The 16504-nt window shown below is 72.5% G+C and carries 12 protein-coding genes and 3 tRNA genes; 7 read left to right on the forward strand and 8 right to left on the reverse strand.

Annotation, left to right across the window (positions count from 1 at the left end; translation table 11 throughout):
* The first annotated feature begins 64 nt into the window (after positions 1-64).
* Entirely contained in the window at positions 65-928 is an 864-nt protein-coding gene (locus FM125_RS03190) for a hypothetical protein (RefSeq protein WP_070638017.1), read from the forward strand.
* 117 nt (positions 929-1045) lie between these two features.
* Here FM125_RS03190 and FM125_RS03195 read toward each other — a convergent pair.
* Positions 1046-1134: transfer RNA gene (locus FM125_RS03195), tRNA-Ser, on the reverse strand.
* 188 nt (positions 1135-1322) lie between these two features.
* On the reverse strand, positions 1323-2300 hold the full coding sequence (locus FM125_RS03200; RefSeq protein ID WP_087133619.1) for a PRC and DUF2382 domain-containing protein: 978 nt from the start codon (positions 2298-2300) through the stop codon (positions 1323-1325).
* A 327-nt stretch (positions 2301-2627) separates the two neighbouring features.
* On the opposite strand from FM125_RS03200, the gene FM125_RS03205 reads away from it, so the two are divergent.
* Entirely contained in the window at positions 2628-4595 is a 1968-nt protein-coding gene (locus tag FM125_RS03205; protein WP_245829757.1) for an FAD/NAD(P)-binding protein, read from the forward strand.
* A gap of 167 nt (positions 4596-4762) precedes the next feature.
* On the opposite strand, the gene FM125_RS03210 is transcribed toward FM125_RS03205, so the two are convergent.
* From FM125_RS03210 to FM125_RS03220, 3 genes are all read right to left on the reverse strand, one after another.
* The gene (locus FM125_RS03210) at positions 4763-7462 is read right to left on the reverse strand and encodes an ExeM/NucH family extracellular endonuclease (RefSeq protein WP_245829759.1); all 2700 of its coding nucleotides are present in this window, start codon (positions 7460-7462) and stop codon (positions 4763-4765) included.
* Positions 7463-7646: 184 nt separating this feature from the next.
* Entirely contained in the window at positions 7647-10055 is a 2409-nt protein-coding gene (locus FM125_RS03215; RefSeq protein WP_087133620.1) for a bifunctional metallophosphatase/5'-nucleotidase, read from the reverse strand.
* A gap of 338 nt (positions 10056-10393) precedes the next feature.
* Positions 10394-10484 (reverse strand) — tRNA-Ser (locus FM125_RS03220).
* A gap of 255 nt (positions 10485-10739) precedes the next feature.
* Between FM125_RS03220 and FM125_RS03225 the strand changes: the two genes are divergently transcribed.
* Both FM125_RS03225 and FM125_RS03230 read left to right on the forward strand, forming a co-directional pair.
* Positions 10740-11810, forward strand: a complete 1071-nt coding sequence (locus FM125_RS03225) for an NAD(P)H-quinone oxidoreductase (RefSeq protein WP_087133633.1) — start codon at positions 10740-10742, stop codon at positions 11808-11810.
* Positions 11807-12259 (forward strand): hypothetical protein, encoded by a 453-nt coding sequence (locus tag FM125_RS03230; protein WP_067191362.1) that lies wholly within the window; start codon positions 11807-11809, stop codon positions 12257-12259. The genes FM125_RS03225 and FM125_RS03230 overlap by 4 nt, the downstream gene beginning before the upstream one ends.
* A 129-nt stretch (positions 12260-12388) precedes the next feature.
* Here FM125_RS03230 and FM125_RS03235 read toward each other — a convergent pair.
* A tRNA-Thr gene (locus FM125_RS03235) sits at positions 12389-12462 on the reverse strand.
* Between the two features lie 150 nt (positions 12463-12612).
* On the opposite strand from FM125_RS03235, the gene FM125_RS03240 reads away from it, so the two are divergent.
* Positions 12613-13353, forward strand: a complete 741-nt coding sequence (locus tag FM125_RS03240) for an HAD-IA family hydrolase (protein WP_087133621.1) — start codon at positions 12613-12615, stop codon at positions 13351-13353.
* 12 nt (positions 13354-13365) lie between these two features.
* Here FM125_RS03240 and FM125_RS03245 read toward each other — a convergent pair whose 3' ends face one another.
* Together FM125_RS03245 and tmk are read right to left on the reverse strand one after the other, a co-directional pair.
* Complete coding sequence (locus tag FM125_RS03245) at positions 13366-14553, reverse strand: DNA polymerase III subunit delta' (RefSeq protein ID WP_087133622.1); 1188 nt, start codon at positions 14551-14553, stop codon at positions 13366-13368.
* A complete protein-coding gene (tmk, locus tag FM125_RS03250) occupies positions 14550-15212 on the reverse strand; it encodes a dTMP kinase (RefSeq protein WP_087133623.1) in 663 nt (220 codons plus the stop codon). The genes FM125_RS03245 and tmk overlap by 4 nt, the downstream gene beginning before the upstream one ends.
* 83 nt (positions 15213-15295) lie before the next feature.
* Here tmk and FM125_RS03255 point away from each other — a divergent pair, with 83 nt between their 5' ends.
* Together FM125_RS03255 and FM125_RS03260 are read left to right on the forward strand one after the other, a co-directional pair.
* Entirely contained in the window at positions 15296-15619 is a 324-nt protein-coding gene (locus FM125_RS03255) for a DUF2516 family protein (protein WP_067191364.1), read from the forward strand.
* 106 nt (positions 15620-15725) lie between these two features.
* The gene (locus FM125_RS03260; protein WP_067191357.1) at positions 15726-16487 is read left to right on the forward strand and encodes a phosphoglyceromutase; all 762 of its coding nucleotides are present in this window, start codon (positions 15726-15728) and stop codon (positions 16485-16487) included.
* The last annotated feature ends 17 nt before the right edge of the window (positions 16488-16504 follow it).

The raw sequence follows: 16504 nt of genomic DNA on the forward strand, positions 1-16504 counted from the left end.
TCCGGCCTCACTGGCCCCTGCATGTGTCAACAACGTCATGCCCTCCTACACCTAGACTGGGGACATGGAGTATCTGGTGCCGGTTCTGGCGGTGGTGGTGATCGGCGCGCTCGCCACGGGCGTGACCGTGTGGCTCGGGAAGCGCCCCAAGCCCGAACGCCACGCAGCGTCCGACGCAGGTCCCACGGGCGGAGTGTCCGCGGAGCGGGCCCGGCATGCATCCTCCCTGCTGTCCGAGGACGCCCACCGTGCCGTGTACGGCCGCATCGCCACCAACCGTCCGATGGAGGCGATCACCGAGTACCGCCGCGTGACGGGCCGCTCCCTGCGTGACTCCATGGTGGACGTGCAGTCCCTCGCCGCCTACCCGCAGGTCTACACGCTTCCGCAGGATCAGGACCCGGCCCAGGACGACGCTCCGAATGCCGCCCCCGTCGACACCCATGAGGCAGGTCCGGCCGGCAACGTGGAGGCTCCGGGGAAGACCTCCCCCGAGGCAGGGACGGACCGGCTGGACGGCACCGCACCGAGCGGGGCGGACGCGGCACGGCAGGAGGCGGAGGACACCCAGGGCGAGAGAGCGGAGCAGGACGAGCGGCCGTCGTCGCGAAGCACGGAGGACGCCCAGGCCGGCCCCGCACACGGGGACGGTCTGCCCGGACTGCCTGACGACCTCATGGTCCCGGCCGAGTGGTCCGCCGAGCCCGCCCCGGAGGACCGGCCCTTCGAGGTCGAGGTGATGCGCGGCGACGCCACCGTCCACCTCTCCTCCCGCGACCTGCCGCCGTGGCTGCGCGACCAGCTGTCCGCCATGATGCGCGATGGCAACCTCGAGACCGCCGCCGTGCAGCTGTCCACCCACACCGAGCTCTCCGTGCCCGAGGCGTTCGAGCTGCTCCGACGTATCCAGGAGTCGCGGGGGCAGTGAGGCGGCCCCGCTGCGGCTGTGTGTCCCCAGATGTGAGACCGCCGGTCTGACGCATCGGCGGGCCGGACAGGAGAAGGGCCCCGGAACCATGACGATTCCGGGGCCCTTCCCGTTGCGCGGACACGGGGGGATTTGAACCCCCGGCCCGATTTTCACCGGGCCCTTCATTAGCAGTGAAGTCCATTCGGCCGCTCTGGCACGTGTCCACATCTGCCCTGATGAGGGACGAATCCCTCGGACGGACCCCACCAGCCTACCGTGTCCGGGCCGTCACGATCAAAGGTGGCCGCCGCGGCCGGCACCGGACAGGGGACGGCCCCCGCACCATGGGTGCGGGGGCCGTCCGGGCAGGACGGGCGACGACGGCCCGCTCGCCGCCGTCTGCCCGGCCCGGTCAGCGGCGGGGGCCGTCGGCGGTGCCGAAGTCGTCCCGGGCGTCGCCCTCGACCTCGACGTCCTCGTGCTGCAGCTCCTCGGACACGGTCTCGGTGTCGCGATGGGTGCGCTTGCCCAGGGACACCTTTTCGGCGTCCACGGTCTTCTCAGCGACGGGCACGTCCTCGTAGGTGGTCACCTCGACGGCGTCGTCGCCACGGCCGGCGGTGCGGGCCTCGGTGGAGTCCGGGTCGACCTTCTCGCGCTCGACGACGACCTCCTCGCGCTGCACCGGGACCTCGACCTGCTCGGTGGTGGTGTAGGTCTGCTTGCGCAGCCGCACACGGCCGGAGGCGCGGCGCTCGGTGCCGACGTTCAGGTGCTCGTCGCGCACGACCATCGAGTCGCCGTCCCCGACGGCACCGCGGTCGGCCTCGGTGCGGTCGGCGTCGAGGCGGTCGCGGTCGGCGTCGACGCGCCCAGCGGCATCGCGCGGCTCGTCGCCGCGGACGTCCGCGGCGCGGTCATCACGGCCGTCGCCCGCCACGGGGGCGGTGCCGGCGGCTCCCGCGGCACCCGCGGCGCCTGCGGCACCCGCGGCGCCTGCGGTCCGGTCGTCACGGAGTCCGTCGTTCTCGGCGCGGACGTCGTCGTGACCGTCGGCGTTGAGGTCGCCGTGGCCGCCCTCGTAGTCCATGGAGTAGTACTCGTAGATGCGGCGCTCCTCCTCGGGGGTGAGAGTGCCGTCCGCGTCCACGTTCGGGGCGTCCTTCACGAAGTCCTTCTCGAACGGCACCGAGATGCCGCCCTCCGCGGTCTGGGCCTTGTCCAGCGGCACGAAGGTCTCCTTCGTGCCGAACAGGCCGGTCTTCACGGTGATGAAGGTGGGCTCTTCGGTGTGGTCGTCCAGGTAGACCTGGCCGACCGAGCCGATCTTGTCGCCGGAGGTCGAGTAGACGTCGGCGTTCTGCAGCTGCTCCAGCATGGTGCGGTCCATGGTGTGCTCCTGTTCGTCGTAGGTGTCCGGGCGGCTTCTCCGCCCTGGTGATTCCGACCATTCCGAGCGGCGAGCACGCACGCAACCCCCGGCACCCCGTCCGCGCAGATTCCCAGGCGGCATGCAGGGAGTGCATTGCCCGGCACAGACTCGACACCCGGTGAGGTGCCGCACGGCGGCCCGGAACGGTGGGTGCTGCACCGGCACCGTGCGGGGCACGGGATCTCGGCGGGCGGGGGAGGGGCGCTCCACCGGCCAGGCCAACCCGTGAACGCCCTGAGTACCCTGGACGTCTGGAAGCCCTGCGCCCCGACTCCGAGGAGAACCGTGCCCCAGTCTGCTGACGCCACCGCACCCCTGCGCTTCGTCCTGGTCGGAGGCGGCCCCCGCGGAGTCATGGTCATGGAGCGGCTTCTCGCCCAGCTCGAGTCCCGGGATCCGGCCGCACCGTACCGGCCTCTGGAGCTGCACGTGGTGGACCCCTATCCGGTGGGCCCGGGTCGCGTCTGGCGCACGGACCAGTCCGAGCTGTACCTGATGAACACCCCGTCCTTCTTCCCCACGGCCGCCGCCGCGGACAATCCCGGCCTGCGCCCCTCCACCGCCGCCCAGTCCTTCGACCAGTGGCGCCGCGTGAACCCGGAGGCCGCCCTGGGGGTTCAGCGCAACCAGTACCCGGCGCGCGTGGTCTACGGCCGCTACCTCACCGAGCTGTGGTCCCACATCTCAGGGGCCCTCCGGAGCCGGCCGGAGGTCGCCTCCCTCACCGAGCACCGTGCGGAGGCCACTTCTCTGCGCCACCGTCCCGAGGGTGGCGTGGTCCTCACCCTCGAGCCGAGCGACGGCTCCGGCGTGAAGACACTGGAGGCCGACGCCGCCGTCCTGGCCCTGGGCCACCAGCGGGCCCGCCTCACCGCCCACCAGACCCGCCTGGCCGAGGCCGCCTCCCAGCACTCGGGCCTGCACTACCAGGGCCCGCAGATCCCCTCGGACGTGGACTGGCGCACCATCGAGGCCGGCGCGGACGTCCTGATCCGCGGCATGGGCCTGAACGCCTTCGACATCCTGGCCCAGCTCACCCAGGGCCGCGGCGGCACGTTCCATCGCACCGGCGAGCAGCCGGGCCGTGCGCTGCGCTACGAGCCCTCGGGCCGCGAGCCGGTGATGCACCTGATGTCCCGCCGCGGCATCCCGTACCTGCCGAAGGCCGAGGTGACCTCCTTCGTGCCCCACGGCGTCACCCTGTCCTACCTCTCGGACGCGGCCGTGCAGGCCCTTCTGGACCGCCACGGCGTGCTGGACCTGGACGAGCACGTCTGGCCGCTGCTGCACCGGGACGTGGTGCGCAACTACTACGCCACCATGGTCCGCACGCAGCCGGACATCCTCGGAGGACCCGTCGCCGCCCGTCGCTTCCTCGGCGAGCTCGTCGCCCTGCTGGACGATGCCGGCCGCGGCGCCCCCGTCACCGCCCGCCACGCGGAGGAACTGCTCCAGCGGTACGCGCCGGACCGCCGTTTCCTGGACATCGTGGCCTACGCAGACCCCTACCGGGACGACGTCTTCGACACCCCGCAGGACTACCACGAGCAGGTCGTCTCGCTCCTGGAGCAGGCCTGCGTGGAGGCCACACTCGGTGAGGACTCCCCGTTCATGATGGCCGTGGGCGCGCTGCATGCCGGTCGTCTGCGCATGAAGCAGTGGATCGCCGAGGGCAAGGTCACGGACTCCTCGCGCCTGAAGGACGTGCAGGCCTGGTTCGAGCCGCTCGTGGAGGGCCTGTCCTCCGGGCCGCCGCGCTGGCGCGTGGAGCAGATGCTCGCCCTGCACCGGGCGGGCCTGCTGGACTGGATCGGCCCTGTGCCGTCGGTGGAGGTGGACGATGCCGGCTTCCGCGCCCGCAGCCCGAAGGTCGGCGACGAGCATGGGCAGGGTCCGGCCTCCGTGTCCGGCACCTGGCTGGTGGAGGCGATGATGCCGCCGAACCGCGTGCAGGCCGGTTCCTCCCGGCTCATGCGGCAGCTGTTGGAGGAGGGTGTTGCCGCGGTCGGCACCCTGGAGGACGCTGAGGGCGCCCTGCAGCCGGCCGCCGGGTTCGACGTCACCTCCCGCCCGCACCGTCTCAAGGCCGCGGACGGGAGCGTGGACGAGGACGTCTTCGTCCTGGGGCTTCAGCTTGCCGGAGTCCAGTGGGGCACCGCGATCGCCGCCGAGGCCGGGCAGGACCCTGCCGGACGCGCCATGAGCCTGGGCGATGCAGAGGCGATCGCCGCCGCCCTGCTCGCCCGAGCCTGACCCAGGCCGCCGCCCGGCGGCACCCGACGACGGACCCCACCGGACGCTTCCGCCTCGCCCGGGTCCGTTTCGGCCAGGACACGACGACGGTCCCGTCACCGTGCGAAAGGTGACGAGACCGTCGTCGTGCGTCAGGAGTCAGGGTGCCTCAGGCGCCCCAGGCGGGATCAGCGCTCCCGGCCCTTGCCCTTGCCCGGCTTCCCGGGGTGGCCGCCCTTGCCGGGCTTGCCGGGCTTCTCATCCGGGCGGCACTTCTTCCACTCGTGCGGGTTGCCTCCGTCGCGCGGGTGCACGCACTCACGCGGGTCGACCGGGTCCTCCTCCTCGAGACCCGGCAGGGCCATGCCGACGAGGATCGGGTTGTGGTCCGAGGAGCGCCACTGGTCCGCGCGGTACAGGTCCTCCGCCGTGTAGTTGTGCCGGGAGTACTCGAAGGCCACGGACTCGTTGGCGTTGATCATCCAGATGTCCTGGCCGGTCACCGTCGCGTCGGCGGCCGGGGAGGCGAACACGTGGTCCAGGGAGCCGACGGCGCCGCCGTAGGTGTAGGAGTACTCGCCGGTCTTGGCGCCCTGGGAGATGTAGCCGGCCTCTTCGATCACCCGGATCGGGTCCTCCATCTCGTAGGCGTTGAAGTCGCCGAGCAGCAGGACACGGTCGGTGCCGGCCTGCTCCTTCATCCGGTCGGCGAAGTCCACGAGGGCCTCGGCCATGCGGACGCGGTCGCCGTTGTAGGCGCCCTGGCCGTCGCCGGTGTCCACGTTGTCGTCCGCGGCGCCGGAGCCGCCCTTGGACTTGAAGTGGTTGGTGATGGCCACGAAGTCGGTGCCCTCCATGCCCTCCGCGGTGCCGTCGGCACGGCGGAACTGCTGGGCGAGCGGTTCGCGGGCGTTGTCGAAGTTCACCTGGTCGTCCAGGATCACGGACTCGCCCACCGGGGTGACCTCGTCCGGCTGGTAGATGAAGCCGGAGCGGATCACGTCCTCGGTGGCCAGGGCAGGCCGCTCGGCGGGGGAGGCCACGTAGGCCCACTTCTTTTCGCCGGCGGCGGCGTTCAGGCCGTCCACGAGGTCGGCGAGGGAGTGGTCGCGGTCCAGGCCGAACTGGGCGGAGTTCTCGATCTCCTCGAGGGCGATCACCGAGGTGTCCATGCCGTTGATCGCCTCCACGATCTTGGCCTTCTGGCGCTCGAACGACTCGGCGGTGTAGGCGCCGCGGGGGTCGCAGTAGTTCGTGGTGATCGGGTTGCCGTCACGGTCCGTGTAGGCCTTGCAGTCCGGGAACTGCTCGCCGAGGGTCGTGAAGTAGTTCAGGACGTTGAACGAGCCGACCGTGACGTCGCCGCCGAGGTCTTCGCGCTGCGCCTCGGCCGGCCGGGTGTCCTCGATGGAGACCGGCTGCACGGTGGCGGCCGTGTCGTCGTTGAGGTGGCCCAGCGGCTGGAAGGTCCAGGCGTCGTGGCGGTAGTCCAGGATCACGCCGGTGGTGAAGTCCACGGCGGATCCCACGCGGGCCGGGGAGTCCACGTCCACGTACGGCAGGGTGCTCTGGTTTCCGGGGGAGCGCATGAAGTTGGTGGTCGCGCCGTCGTCCAGCACGATCGCCTTCTCCGCGTTGTCCGCCATGACAGCCTGGGCATCGGCACCGGGCAGGGCGACGGAGGTCGGGTTCGGCAGCGGGGAGGTGCCCGGGGCCAGCGTGAGGGAGCCGTACTGGTTCACGGAGTAGTTGTCCGTGATCGTCCAGTCGCCCTGCGGGGCCAGGAGCATGCCCTCGTAGGCCTCCTTCTCCGCGGCGGTGAGCGGGAAGTCGAGCTCGAGCGGCTCCACGGAGCCCGGCTCGTCCAGCTGCTCCACGCCGCCGGCGGGGACGGAGATCTGGGTGAGGCCGTAGAACTCGCCGGCGGTGCCGGTGACGCGGACATGGTCGCCCAGAGCGACCTCTCCCATGGTGTCCCGGGAGTACACGAAGACGCCGTCCGAGGCGTCCTCGGTGGAGCCGGCCTCGCCGCCGGTACCGGCTGTCTGCAGGTAGTAGCCGTTGAGGCCGCCGGTGGAGTACACGGCGGTGACCACGCCGGTGGTGGTGACCAGCTGCTCGTCGTAGGGCGTGCGGTCTCCGGTGCCCTGGATCTGGGCGATGGTCAGCGGGATCGCCTCCTCCGGGTCCGGGTCCGGGTCCGGGTCCGGGTCCGGAGCGGGGTCGACCCCCTCGCCGGAGGACGGCATCGGGGTGACGTCGCCGGTGAGGGTGAAGTCGGCGGAGTTGTCGTCTGTGTCCACGCCGTCGGTGCGGGTCATGGACTTCGGATCCGAGTTGGCGGACGGCGAGGAGGCGGCAGTGGTCTCGAAGGTGTTCGACGTCCCGTAGCCGAGCAGGTCGACGACGGCCGGGTCGACACCGGTGACGACCGAGCCGGTGGCCAGGGCCGGGAGCCGCTCGGCCTGGTTCGACAGGACCAGGGTGCCGGAGACCCCGGCCGGGTTGAGGCCGCCGGCCACGAGGTCCGGCGTGGGCAGCGCAGCGCCGTTGGAGCCGTTCGAGCCGCCCTGCACGAGGAAGGTGCCCTTGGCCGGGACGGTGCCGGAGAGGGCCACCGAACCGTTCGGGGCGCCGGTGCCGGTGGCGGAGCGGTACTGAAGGGACCAGCCGTCGAGGCTGATCGGGGCGTCGGTCGGGTTGTAGAGCTCGACGAACTTGTGGGTGAACACCGCGTTCGCGGAGCCGCCGTTCGTGTAGGCCTCGTTGATCACGAGGGTGTCGCCGGCCGGGGAGGCCTGGGCCGGAAGGGCGACGGCGGGGGAGAGCAGCGCGAGCGCGGCGGCGGCGCCGGCGGTGCGCACGAGGACATGACGGGGCATGTGCATGGGGAGGTTCCTTCGATCGGCGGTGCGGCGCGGGAGAGAAGGGATGCGCCGGTCACCGGGTGCGTGGGAGAGGTGCCGCAGCAGGGGAGGGGGCGACGGCGGCGGGTCGGGGATGGACCCGCCGCCGTCGTGCCCTGCCGGCCGCGCGAAGCGGCCGGCAGGGCGGGCTCAGTCGGTCAGGGGATCAGCGGGCGGCGGTGAATCGGCGGCGCACCATGAGCAGCGCGGCGGCGCCGAGGGCGCCGAGGCCGGCGAGGGACCAGGTGGCCTCGCCGCCGGTCTGCACCTTGGACGGCTTGGTGTGCTCGCCCTCGTCCGCGCCGTGGCCCTTGCCCGGCTCCTCGCCCTGGCCCGGGTGCTCCGGGTCGGCCGGGTCCGCGCCCTCGCCTGGCTGCTCCGGGTCGGCCGGAGTGCCCGGCTCGCCCGGCTCCTGGCCTTCGCCCGGGTGCTCCGGGTCGGTCGGGTCCGCGGGGTCCTCCGGGTCGGCCGGGGTGCCGGGCTCGCCCGGCTGCTCGCCTTCGCCCGGCTCCTCGCCCTCAGCCGCGGTGACTTCGAGGGCGTGGCGGACCTCGGTGACGGTGCCGTTCGCGTAGGTCACAGACATGACGAGCTCACCTGCGCCGGCGGTGTCCGGGGCGGTGATGCCCGTCAGGGCTGCGGTGTCGCCCGAGGCGTCCGCGTCCACGGTGCCGAGCTCGATCGGCTCACCGCCGGTCGGCTGGAAGGAGACGTCCACGGAGGTGGCGGTCGGGGCGCCGTCGGAGTCGATCATCAGATCGGCCAGGGTCAGCGAGATCTCCTCGCCGGCAGCCACAGTGGCCGGGGCGTCGGTCACCGACACGCCCTTCTTGGCGTAGTCCGGGCGCACGGCGCCGTCCTCTGCGGCCTGGGCCTCGGCGTACTCCTGCAGTGCAGCGGCGTCCACGAGGCCGATGTTGTGGAAGTTCTCACGGCCCTCGGCGAAGGCGGTGTAGCCGTCGGGCGCCTGGGACGGGTCGCCGGAGGCGACCCACGAGTCGTCGGCCAGGAAGGACAGGGTGGCGACGGTGTACATCTGGTCGTCGTCCAGGGCGACGCCGTCGATCCACACGCCGGTGACCTTCTCGCCCTGCGGGCGGGACTCGTCGTAGGTCCAGGTGAGGTTCTCGGACCAGCCGAGGTTGAACATCTTCTCGTCGTCGCGCCAGTTCTCCTCGAGGGCCTTGCGGATGGAGGAGCCCGGGATGTCGAAGTAGACGAGGGTGTTGCCGAACGGGGCGACGTCCAGGATCTCGCCGAGGGTCAGCTTGCCCACCAGGTCGGACGGCTTCGGGCCGAAGTCGCCGGAGTTGGTGAACATGTCCTCGATGATCTCGGAGCGCAGGCCACCCGGGTTGGTCACGCCGAGGTCGACCTCCGGGCCGGCGGCGGCCACGGCGGACTTCAGGCCGTCGGCCACCCAGTTGCCCAGGGTGGTCTCGGCGGTGCGGGAGCCGCCGGCGCGCCAGGTGCCTCCGGAGGCGAGGACGTCGGCGTAGTCGGTGGTCAGGGAGCCGTCCAGGTCGGCGATGACGGTGGAATGCTTCTCCTCGAAGACGGCCACGGCGTCCTGCTCGATGGCGTAGACCTCGGCGGTCACCGGGGACTCGGCGGCGGCCTCGGCGGGGTCCTGGGTGGAGCGCTCGATGAGCTGCTGCGTCACGTCGGTCACCGAGTCGGTGGCCGGGTCGTAGGTGAGCTCGACGGCGGCCAGGTGAGAGCCGGAGGAGCCGGTCTGCATGACCGGGCGGCGGACGCCGTCCACGTCGGTCTCATAGCTGTACAGCTGGTGCGAGTGGCCGTTGAAGACCATGTCCACGTTCGCGGAGGTCTCCTGGACCATGGAGCGGAACTTGGCGCTGCTGGCCATCTCGTCCGCCAGGGAGCCGGAGCCGTTGGCGCCGTCGTGGTAGGAGGCCACGATCACGTCGGCGGCGTCGTTCGCGGCCAGCTCGTCGGCCACGCTGTTGACGGCCTGGACGAGGTCGAGGACCTCCATGCCCTTGAGCCCCGCGGCGGTGGTGGTGGAGTACAGGTCGTTCGGCACGGCGCCGATCACGGCCACGCGCACGCCGTTGACGTCGAACACCTGGTGGGAGGTGAGCACGGGCTCCTTGGTCTGCGGATCCACGAAGTTGGCGGCGATCACCGGGAACTGGGCGCGCTCGGCCACGCGGCCGGTCAGGTCGTCCAGGCCCTTGTCGAACTCGTGGTTGCCGGCGGTGAGGACGTCCAGGCCGAGGGCGTTCATCACGTCGATGGTCGGCAGATCCTGCTGCACGTTGGACACGGAGGCGGAGGCGCCGATCAGGTCGCCGGCGCTGGTGAGCAGAGTGGAGTCGGCACCGTGCTGGGCCTCGAAGGCACGGCGGTAGTCCTCGACCGTGTCGGCGAACTGGGTGCCGGAGAACTCCGGGGACAGGGCGCCGTGGAAGTCGTTGAAGGACAGGATGGAGATCGTCTTCGAGTCCTCGGAGGTCTCGACGGCCAGGGCCGGGACGGCGCTGGCCGGAGCCAGGACGAGGGTCGCGCAGGCGGCGGTGGCCACGGCGCGGCGGCGGAAGAAGTAGGACACGGGTGCTCTCCTCATGCCCGGGCGGCGGGGTGCTCCGGGCCTCGTGCGGGTGCGGGCGTGCGGCACGGGGCGGGCCCGGCCGTGGAATCGATCCGACCACGGTCAGTTGTCATCCAGGTGAACACCATGCAGGGCGCACATGTCCGATGAGTTGTGATCGGCGCCCGTCCGGCATGTGATCGCACCCACCATAGCCCTCGGGTGGGAGGGCCGGACGTCCGAGGAGCCGGGGTGTGACACGTTGCGCAGGGGGAGGGAAGAGGGGACGACGACGGGCCGTCGCCTGGGGGAAGACCGCTGGGATCCGCCGAGGTGACGGCCCGTCGTCGTGGGAGTGCTGGCGGATGGTGAGGGATTCGAACCCTCGGTACGGGGTCACCGCACACCGGTTTTCAAGACCGGCTCCTTCGGCCGCTCGGACAACCATCCCCGCGCGGGCACCGGGGACGCCCGGCACTGCGCCCGCCCCACTCTACCCAGGCGGGAGGGGCGGGGTGTCCGCCTTGAGGGGCCCGGCGGGGTGCCCGCCTTGAGGGGCCCGACGGGGTGCCCGCCTTGAGGGGCCCGACGGGCCCGGGGGAAGATGGAGGCCGCCTCGTGCGTCCGCACGTGGTGGCCCCGAGCACGCAGGAGGACCGACGCATGACGGCACCCACCGACCCCGACACGGACGTCCCGGCCACGATGCGCGCCGTCCGCTGCGACGGCGCCGGAGGCACGGAGGTGCTCCGGGTCGTGGAGGAGGCCGTGCCGGAGCCCGGCCCCGGCGAGGTCCTCGTGCGTGTGGCCGCCGCCGGTGTGAACCGCGCGGACGTGATGCAGCGGCAGGGCCACTACCCGCCGCCGAAGGGCGAGTCCGAAGTGCTCGGGCTCGAGGCCTCCGGTGTGGTGGCCGCCTTCGGCCCGGGGGCAGAGGAACAGACCTCCCTGCGGGCGGGAGACCGTGTGTGCGCCCTGCTGGCCGGCGGCGGCGCGGCCGAGTACGTGGCCGTGCCCGTGGGCCACCTGATGGCGGTGCCCGAGGGCATGTCCCTCACGGATGCCGCGGCGTTCCCCGAGGTCGCCTGCACCGTGTGGACCAACCTGTCCGAGCGCGGTGCCGTCTGCGCCGGGGACGTGGTGCTGGTGCACGGCGCCTCCGGCGGCATCGGCTCCTTCGCCGTGCAGTACCTCACGGCGATCGGGGCGCGGGTGTTCGCCACCGCCGGTGGCCCGGACAAGTGCGCGCGCGCCGTGGGCCTCGGCGCCGAGGCGGCCTTCGACCACCGCGCCGCCGCCGAGGCAGGTGAGCCCGGCGGCTTCGCCGACTGGCTGCGCGAGCACACGGACGGCCACGGCGCCGACGTCGTCCTGGACGTGGTGGGCGCCCCGTACCTGGCCCCGAACGTGGACGCGCTCGCCCAGGACGGTCGCATCGTGGTGATCGCGGTGCAGGGCGGACTCAAGGCGGAGTCCTTCAACATCATGAAGCTCGTGGCCAAGCGGGGCTGGTTCACCGGCTCCACCCTCCGCGCGCGCGGCCGCACGGAGAAGGCCCATGTGGTGGCCGGCGCCGCGAAGGCCGCCCTTCCGCTGGTGGCCGATGGCCGGGTGCGCCTGTCCGTCGAGGCCGTCTTCCCGCTGGAGGACGTGGTGGCCGCGCACGAGCACTTCGAGCGGGACGACCGCGCCGGTCGCGTGGTTCTGGTGGTGGACCCGGCGCTCGCCGGCGGTCAGGACGGGGCCGCCGACGTGGACGGACAGGCCACGGCATGAGGCGCGGACCCTTCGCCCGCATGCGTCAGGCCCGCGCGGACGAGCGCGAGCTCGGTACCGGACTCTGGCGGCGGGACCATGACCGTTTCGTGCGTGCCCTGGACCGCTGCTGGCAGGTCCTCCAGGAGGCCGAGGCGCGCAGCGAGCTCGACGCGGACGAGCTGAACGGCGTCGTCCACGCGGCCAACGTCCTCTCCGACGCCCTGCCGGAGGTGCGTGCCCTGTGCGTGCGCATGCAGGCCGCCTGCCCTGCCACGGAGGACCACCGCATCCCCCCGGCCGCGGCAGAGACACATCGGGAGCTCTCCCGTGCCGCCCACGAGCTGGCCGCCACGGCACAGGCCGTCGCCATGTTCCGGCTGCGCCAGACCGGCTCGGACTCCGTCGGCCGACACGCAGAGCGCACCCTGGACCACGTGCGCCGGGCACAGGAGGCAGCGCCGGCCTGAATCCCCAGGACCAGCCCAGGCGGCTCCGGGTGCGGCGACGCAGTCCTCGAGGCTGCGGCGAGAGGACCCCGGACAGGCGACGAGGCCCCGTCTCCGATGCGATCGGTGACGGGGCCTCGTTCTGCGCCGAGCCCCCTGCCGGATTCGAACCGGCGACCTGCTCTTTACGAGGGAGCTGCTCTGGCCAGCTGAGCTAAGGAGGCACGTGGCCGCACGGCCACGGCTGACCATGTTACCCGGCGCGGGCACGGCACGGCAAAAGGTCGCGGTGTCGCCGTCCCGTGACCGAGCCCTCCGCCGCCGTTCACCCGGCGGCCACGGAGGCGTCAGACGGGGAGGCTGGACTGGTTCTCATGACCACGCAGCCGCTGCCTCCGCGCCGGGCCCACGCCGAGCCCCGCCCGCTGTCCGTGCCCCTGCGCCTGGCCGTGGTGGACATGTCCGGGACGTCGATCGTGGACACCGGCCTGCAGGACACCGCCTTCGCCGAGGCCCTGGACGCCCACGGGGTGGGGGAGGGGCACCCGGAACGGACCTTCCACCTGGCGGCCTTTCGCCGCCGGCGGCGCAGTTCCCGGACGGACGTCTTCGCCTCGATCTTCGGGGACCGGGCGACGGCGCGCTCCGCCGTCCGCACCTTCGAGGAGCGGCTCGACGCCCTGATCGCGGAGCATGGGGCGCGCCCCCAGCCCGGTGCGGTCGAGGCCCTGGAGCGCCTGCGAGAGCAGGGCATGGCGCTGTGCCTGGCCACCGGGTTCGCCCGGCACACGCAGAACACGCTGCTCGAGTCGCTGGACTGGATGGGATTGGCAGACCTGAGCCTGTCCCCGGACGACGTCGGCAGGGGAGTCCCCTACCCGGACATGGTGCTCACGGCGCTGCTGGCCCTGGACCTGGAGGACGTGCGGTCCGTGCTCACTGTGGGTGACACGGACGCGGACGTGCAGGCCGGTCGTCGTGCGGGCGCGGGCCTGGTGGTGGGCGTGCTCAGCGGAGAGGACGACGGGGACGCGCTCGCCGCGGCCGGGGCGGACGCGGTGCTTCCGCTGCTCGCCGACGTCCCGGAGCTGACTGAGCGTCTCGCACGAGCCTGAGGCGGCCGGGGCTCAGCGCCGCTGGCGCGGTGTGCGGGTCCGGGCCGGCAGCAGGGCGAGCATGAGCGCCTCGACGGCGAGCTGCTCGGGCACGTTGGCGGCCAGGCGCTCGCGGGCGAGGTTGATCGCGTCGATGCGGGCGACCACCTCGGAGGAGGTCCCGGCGGCCCCGTGGGCGTAGGAGGCGATCTCGGCGCGACGGTGCTCGTTGATGAGCTCACCCTCGGCGTCGAGCTGCACGGCGAGGACGTCCCGGAACAGGCCGAACAGGTCGATCATCGCCCGGTCCAGGGAGTCGTGGACGCTGCGGCGGCGGCGCCGGGCCTGGTCCTCCTCGAGGCGCTTGACGTGGTGGCGGAGCTTGGCGGGCACCTGCTCTCCCTCCACGATGCCGAGCTGGCGGCGCAGGGCCGCAAGCTCTTCGGCGTTGCGGGCCTCGGCGGAGGACTCGGCCTCATCCTTGGCGACCTTCACCAGATGCGCGGCCATGCCCATCGCATCGGAGACGGCGCTGCTGCGCAGGGGCAGGGAGAGGATCTCCTCACGGCGGGCGAGTGCCTCGGGGTCCTGGGCGAGGCGACGGGCCATGCCCACGTGCGACTGGGAGATGCGCGCGGTCATCCGGGCGGTCTCTGCGTCCAGGCGGTCGCGGCGCACCAGCAGGTCCGCCACGTCCTCCACGGACGGGATGCGCAGGGAGACGGCGCGGCAGCGGGAGCGGATGGTGGGGAGCACGTCCGCCGGGGACGGGGTGCAGAGCATCCAGACGACGCGCTCCGGGGGCTCCTCGATGGCTTTGAGGAGCACGTTGGTGGCGCGTTCGGTCATGCGGTCCGCGTCCTCCATGAGGAAGATGCGCCAGCGGCCGGTCGCCGGCCTGGACTGGGCGGCCTCGACGAGCTCGCGGACGTCCTCGATCTTGTAGCTGACGTTCTCCGTGGCCAGGATCGTCACATCCGGGTGGGTGCCGCCCATGACGGTGGTGCAGGCGTGGCACTGACCGCAGCCGCGCTCCTGCAGGTCCCCTGCTTCGCACTGCAGGGCGGCGGCGAAGGCGCGGGCGGCAGTGGAGCGTCCGGAGCCGGGCGGGCCGGTGAACAGCCAGGCGTGGGTGGGCCGCTCCTGGCGCGCGCTGCGGGCGAGCTGCTCCACCACGGCGTCCTGGCCGGCGAGGTCCGCGAAGACGGCCGGCGCGCTCATCCGGCCTCCTCCAGGAGCTCCTCGAGCCGCTCGCAGATCTGCGCGGTGCGGTCGCCCATCTCGGTCGTGGCGTCCAGCACCAGGTAGCGCTCGGGGGCCGCTGCGGCCCGTTCCAGGAAGGCGGCGCGCAGCTGCTCGTGGGCGTGGGCGGTCTCCTGCTCGAGGCGATCCGGCCCGGTGCCCCCGGCTCCCTGGCGCCAGGTGCGTCGGGCGGCGGCGGTCTCCGCGTCGATGTCCAGCACCACGGTGAGGTCCGGCAGCGTGCCGTCGACGGCCCACTCGTTCAGCTCCACGATCCAGTCCACGCCGAGCCCGCGCCCGACGCCCTGGTAGGCCACGGAGGAGTCGATGAAGCGGTCCGTCACCACGGTCGTCCCCGCCTCGACCGCCGGGCGGATGCAGCGCTCCACGTGGGCGGCGCGGGCCGCGGAGAACAGCAGCGCCTCGGTGCGCGGGTCGATCGGTGCGTGCTCCGGGTCCAGGACGAGGGAGCGCAGGCGCTCGCCGAGGTCGGTCCCGCCGGGCTCGCGGGTCAGGTGCACCGGGTGGCCGGCGGCCTCCCAGGCGGCGGCGAGGGCGCCGGCCTGGGTCGATTTGCCCGAGCCGTCGGGTCCTTCGAGGGCCACGAAGAGGCCGCGTGCGTCAGCTGGCTGTTCCACCCGGCCAGCCTATCGGCCCGACATCCTGCCGGGCCCGTGCCGGACCCGTCTGTGCGGGGAGGTCAGCGCGTAGAATGGCGGGCATGACCCACCCCTTCGTGTACGCCGCCTACGTCGAGTACTGGCTGATGCTCGCGCTCGGCATCGTCGCCCTCGCCCTGGAGGTGTGGGCCGTCGTCGACGCCGCCCGCCGCCGCCCGGAGGACTTCCTGCGTGCCGGCATCCGGGAGAAGCGCTTCTGGCTGATGCTCACCGGGGGCGCCACGCTCATCGGCGTGCTGGGCGTTCTCGGGCCGTTCGGTGGCCTGGGCGTGCTCGGCCTGCTCGCCGTCTGCGTCGCGGCCGTGTACCTCGCCGGCCCGCGTGAGCAGATGAACCTCTACAGCGGAGGCCGCTCCGGCTGGTGACCGGCCGGCCGCGGTTCCGCCCCGGCCGACCTTCTCGCCCGTGTCCGCCGGAGCAGGCAGCGGCAGGCTCGGGTCAGGGACTGCGGCAACGCCATAGACTTGCGGTATGGCGAACAACACCTACACGCTGGTCCTGCTCCGTCACGGCCAGAGCGAATGGAACGAGAAGAACCTGTTCACCGGCTGGGTCGACGTGCCGCTGACCCAGAAGGGCCGCACCGAGGCCACCCGCGGCGGCGAGCTCCTCAAGGACGAGGGCATCCTGCCGGACGTGCTACACACCTCCCTGCTCAAGCGCGCGATCACCACCGCGAACCTGGCTCTGGAGGCCGCTGACCGCCAGTGGATCCCGGTCAAGCGCAGCTGGCGCCTGAACGAGCGCCACTACGGTGCGCTGCAGGGCAAGGACAAGGCCCAGGTGAAGGACGAGTTCGGCGAGGAGCAGTTCATGATCTGGCGCCGCTCCTTCGACACCCCGCCGCCGACCCTGGACGACTCCTCCGAGTTCTCCCAGGCGAACGACGAGCGCTACGCCGAGCTCGGCGACGAGGCCCCGCGCACCGAGGCGCTGAAGATGGTCATCGACCGCCTGCTCCCGTACTGGGAAGGGGAGATCGTGCCGGACCTCGAGGCCGGCAAGACCGTCCTGGTCGCCGCGCACGGCAACTCCCTGCGCGCGCTCGTGAAGCATCTGGACGGCATCTCGGACGAGGACATCGCCGCCCTCAACATCCCGACCGGCATCCCGCTCGTGTACGAGCTGGACGAGGACATGAAGCCGGTGAACCCGGGCGGTCGCTACCTGGACCCGGAGGCCGCCGCCGCCGGCGCCGCCGCGGTCGCCGCGCAGGGCGACGCCAAGCACTGACGGCAGCCGGCCGCGTC

Origin of the sequence: Micrococcus lylae (assembly GCF_900163825.1) — a bacterium.
GTDB classification, from domain to species: Bacteria; Actinomycetota; Actinomycetes; order Actinomycetales; family Micrococcaceae; genus Micrococcus; species Micrococcus lylae.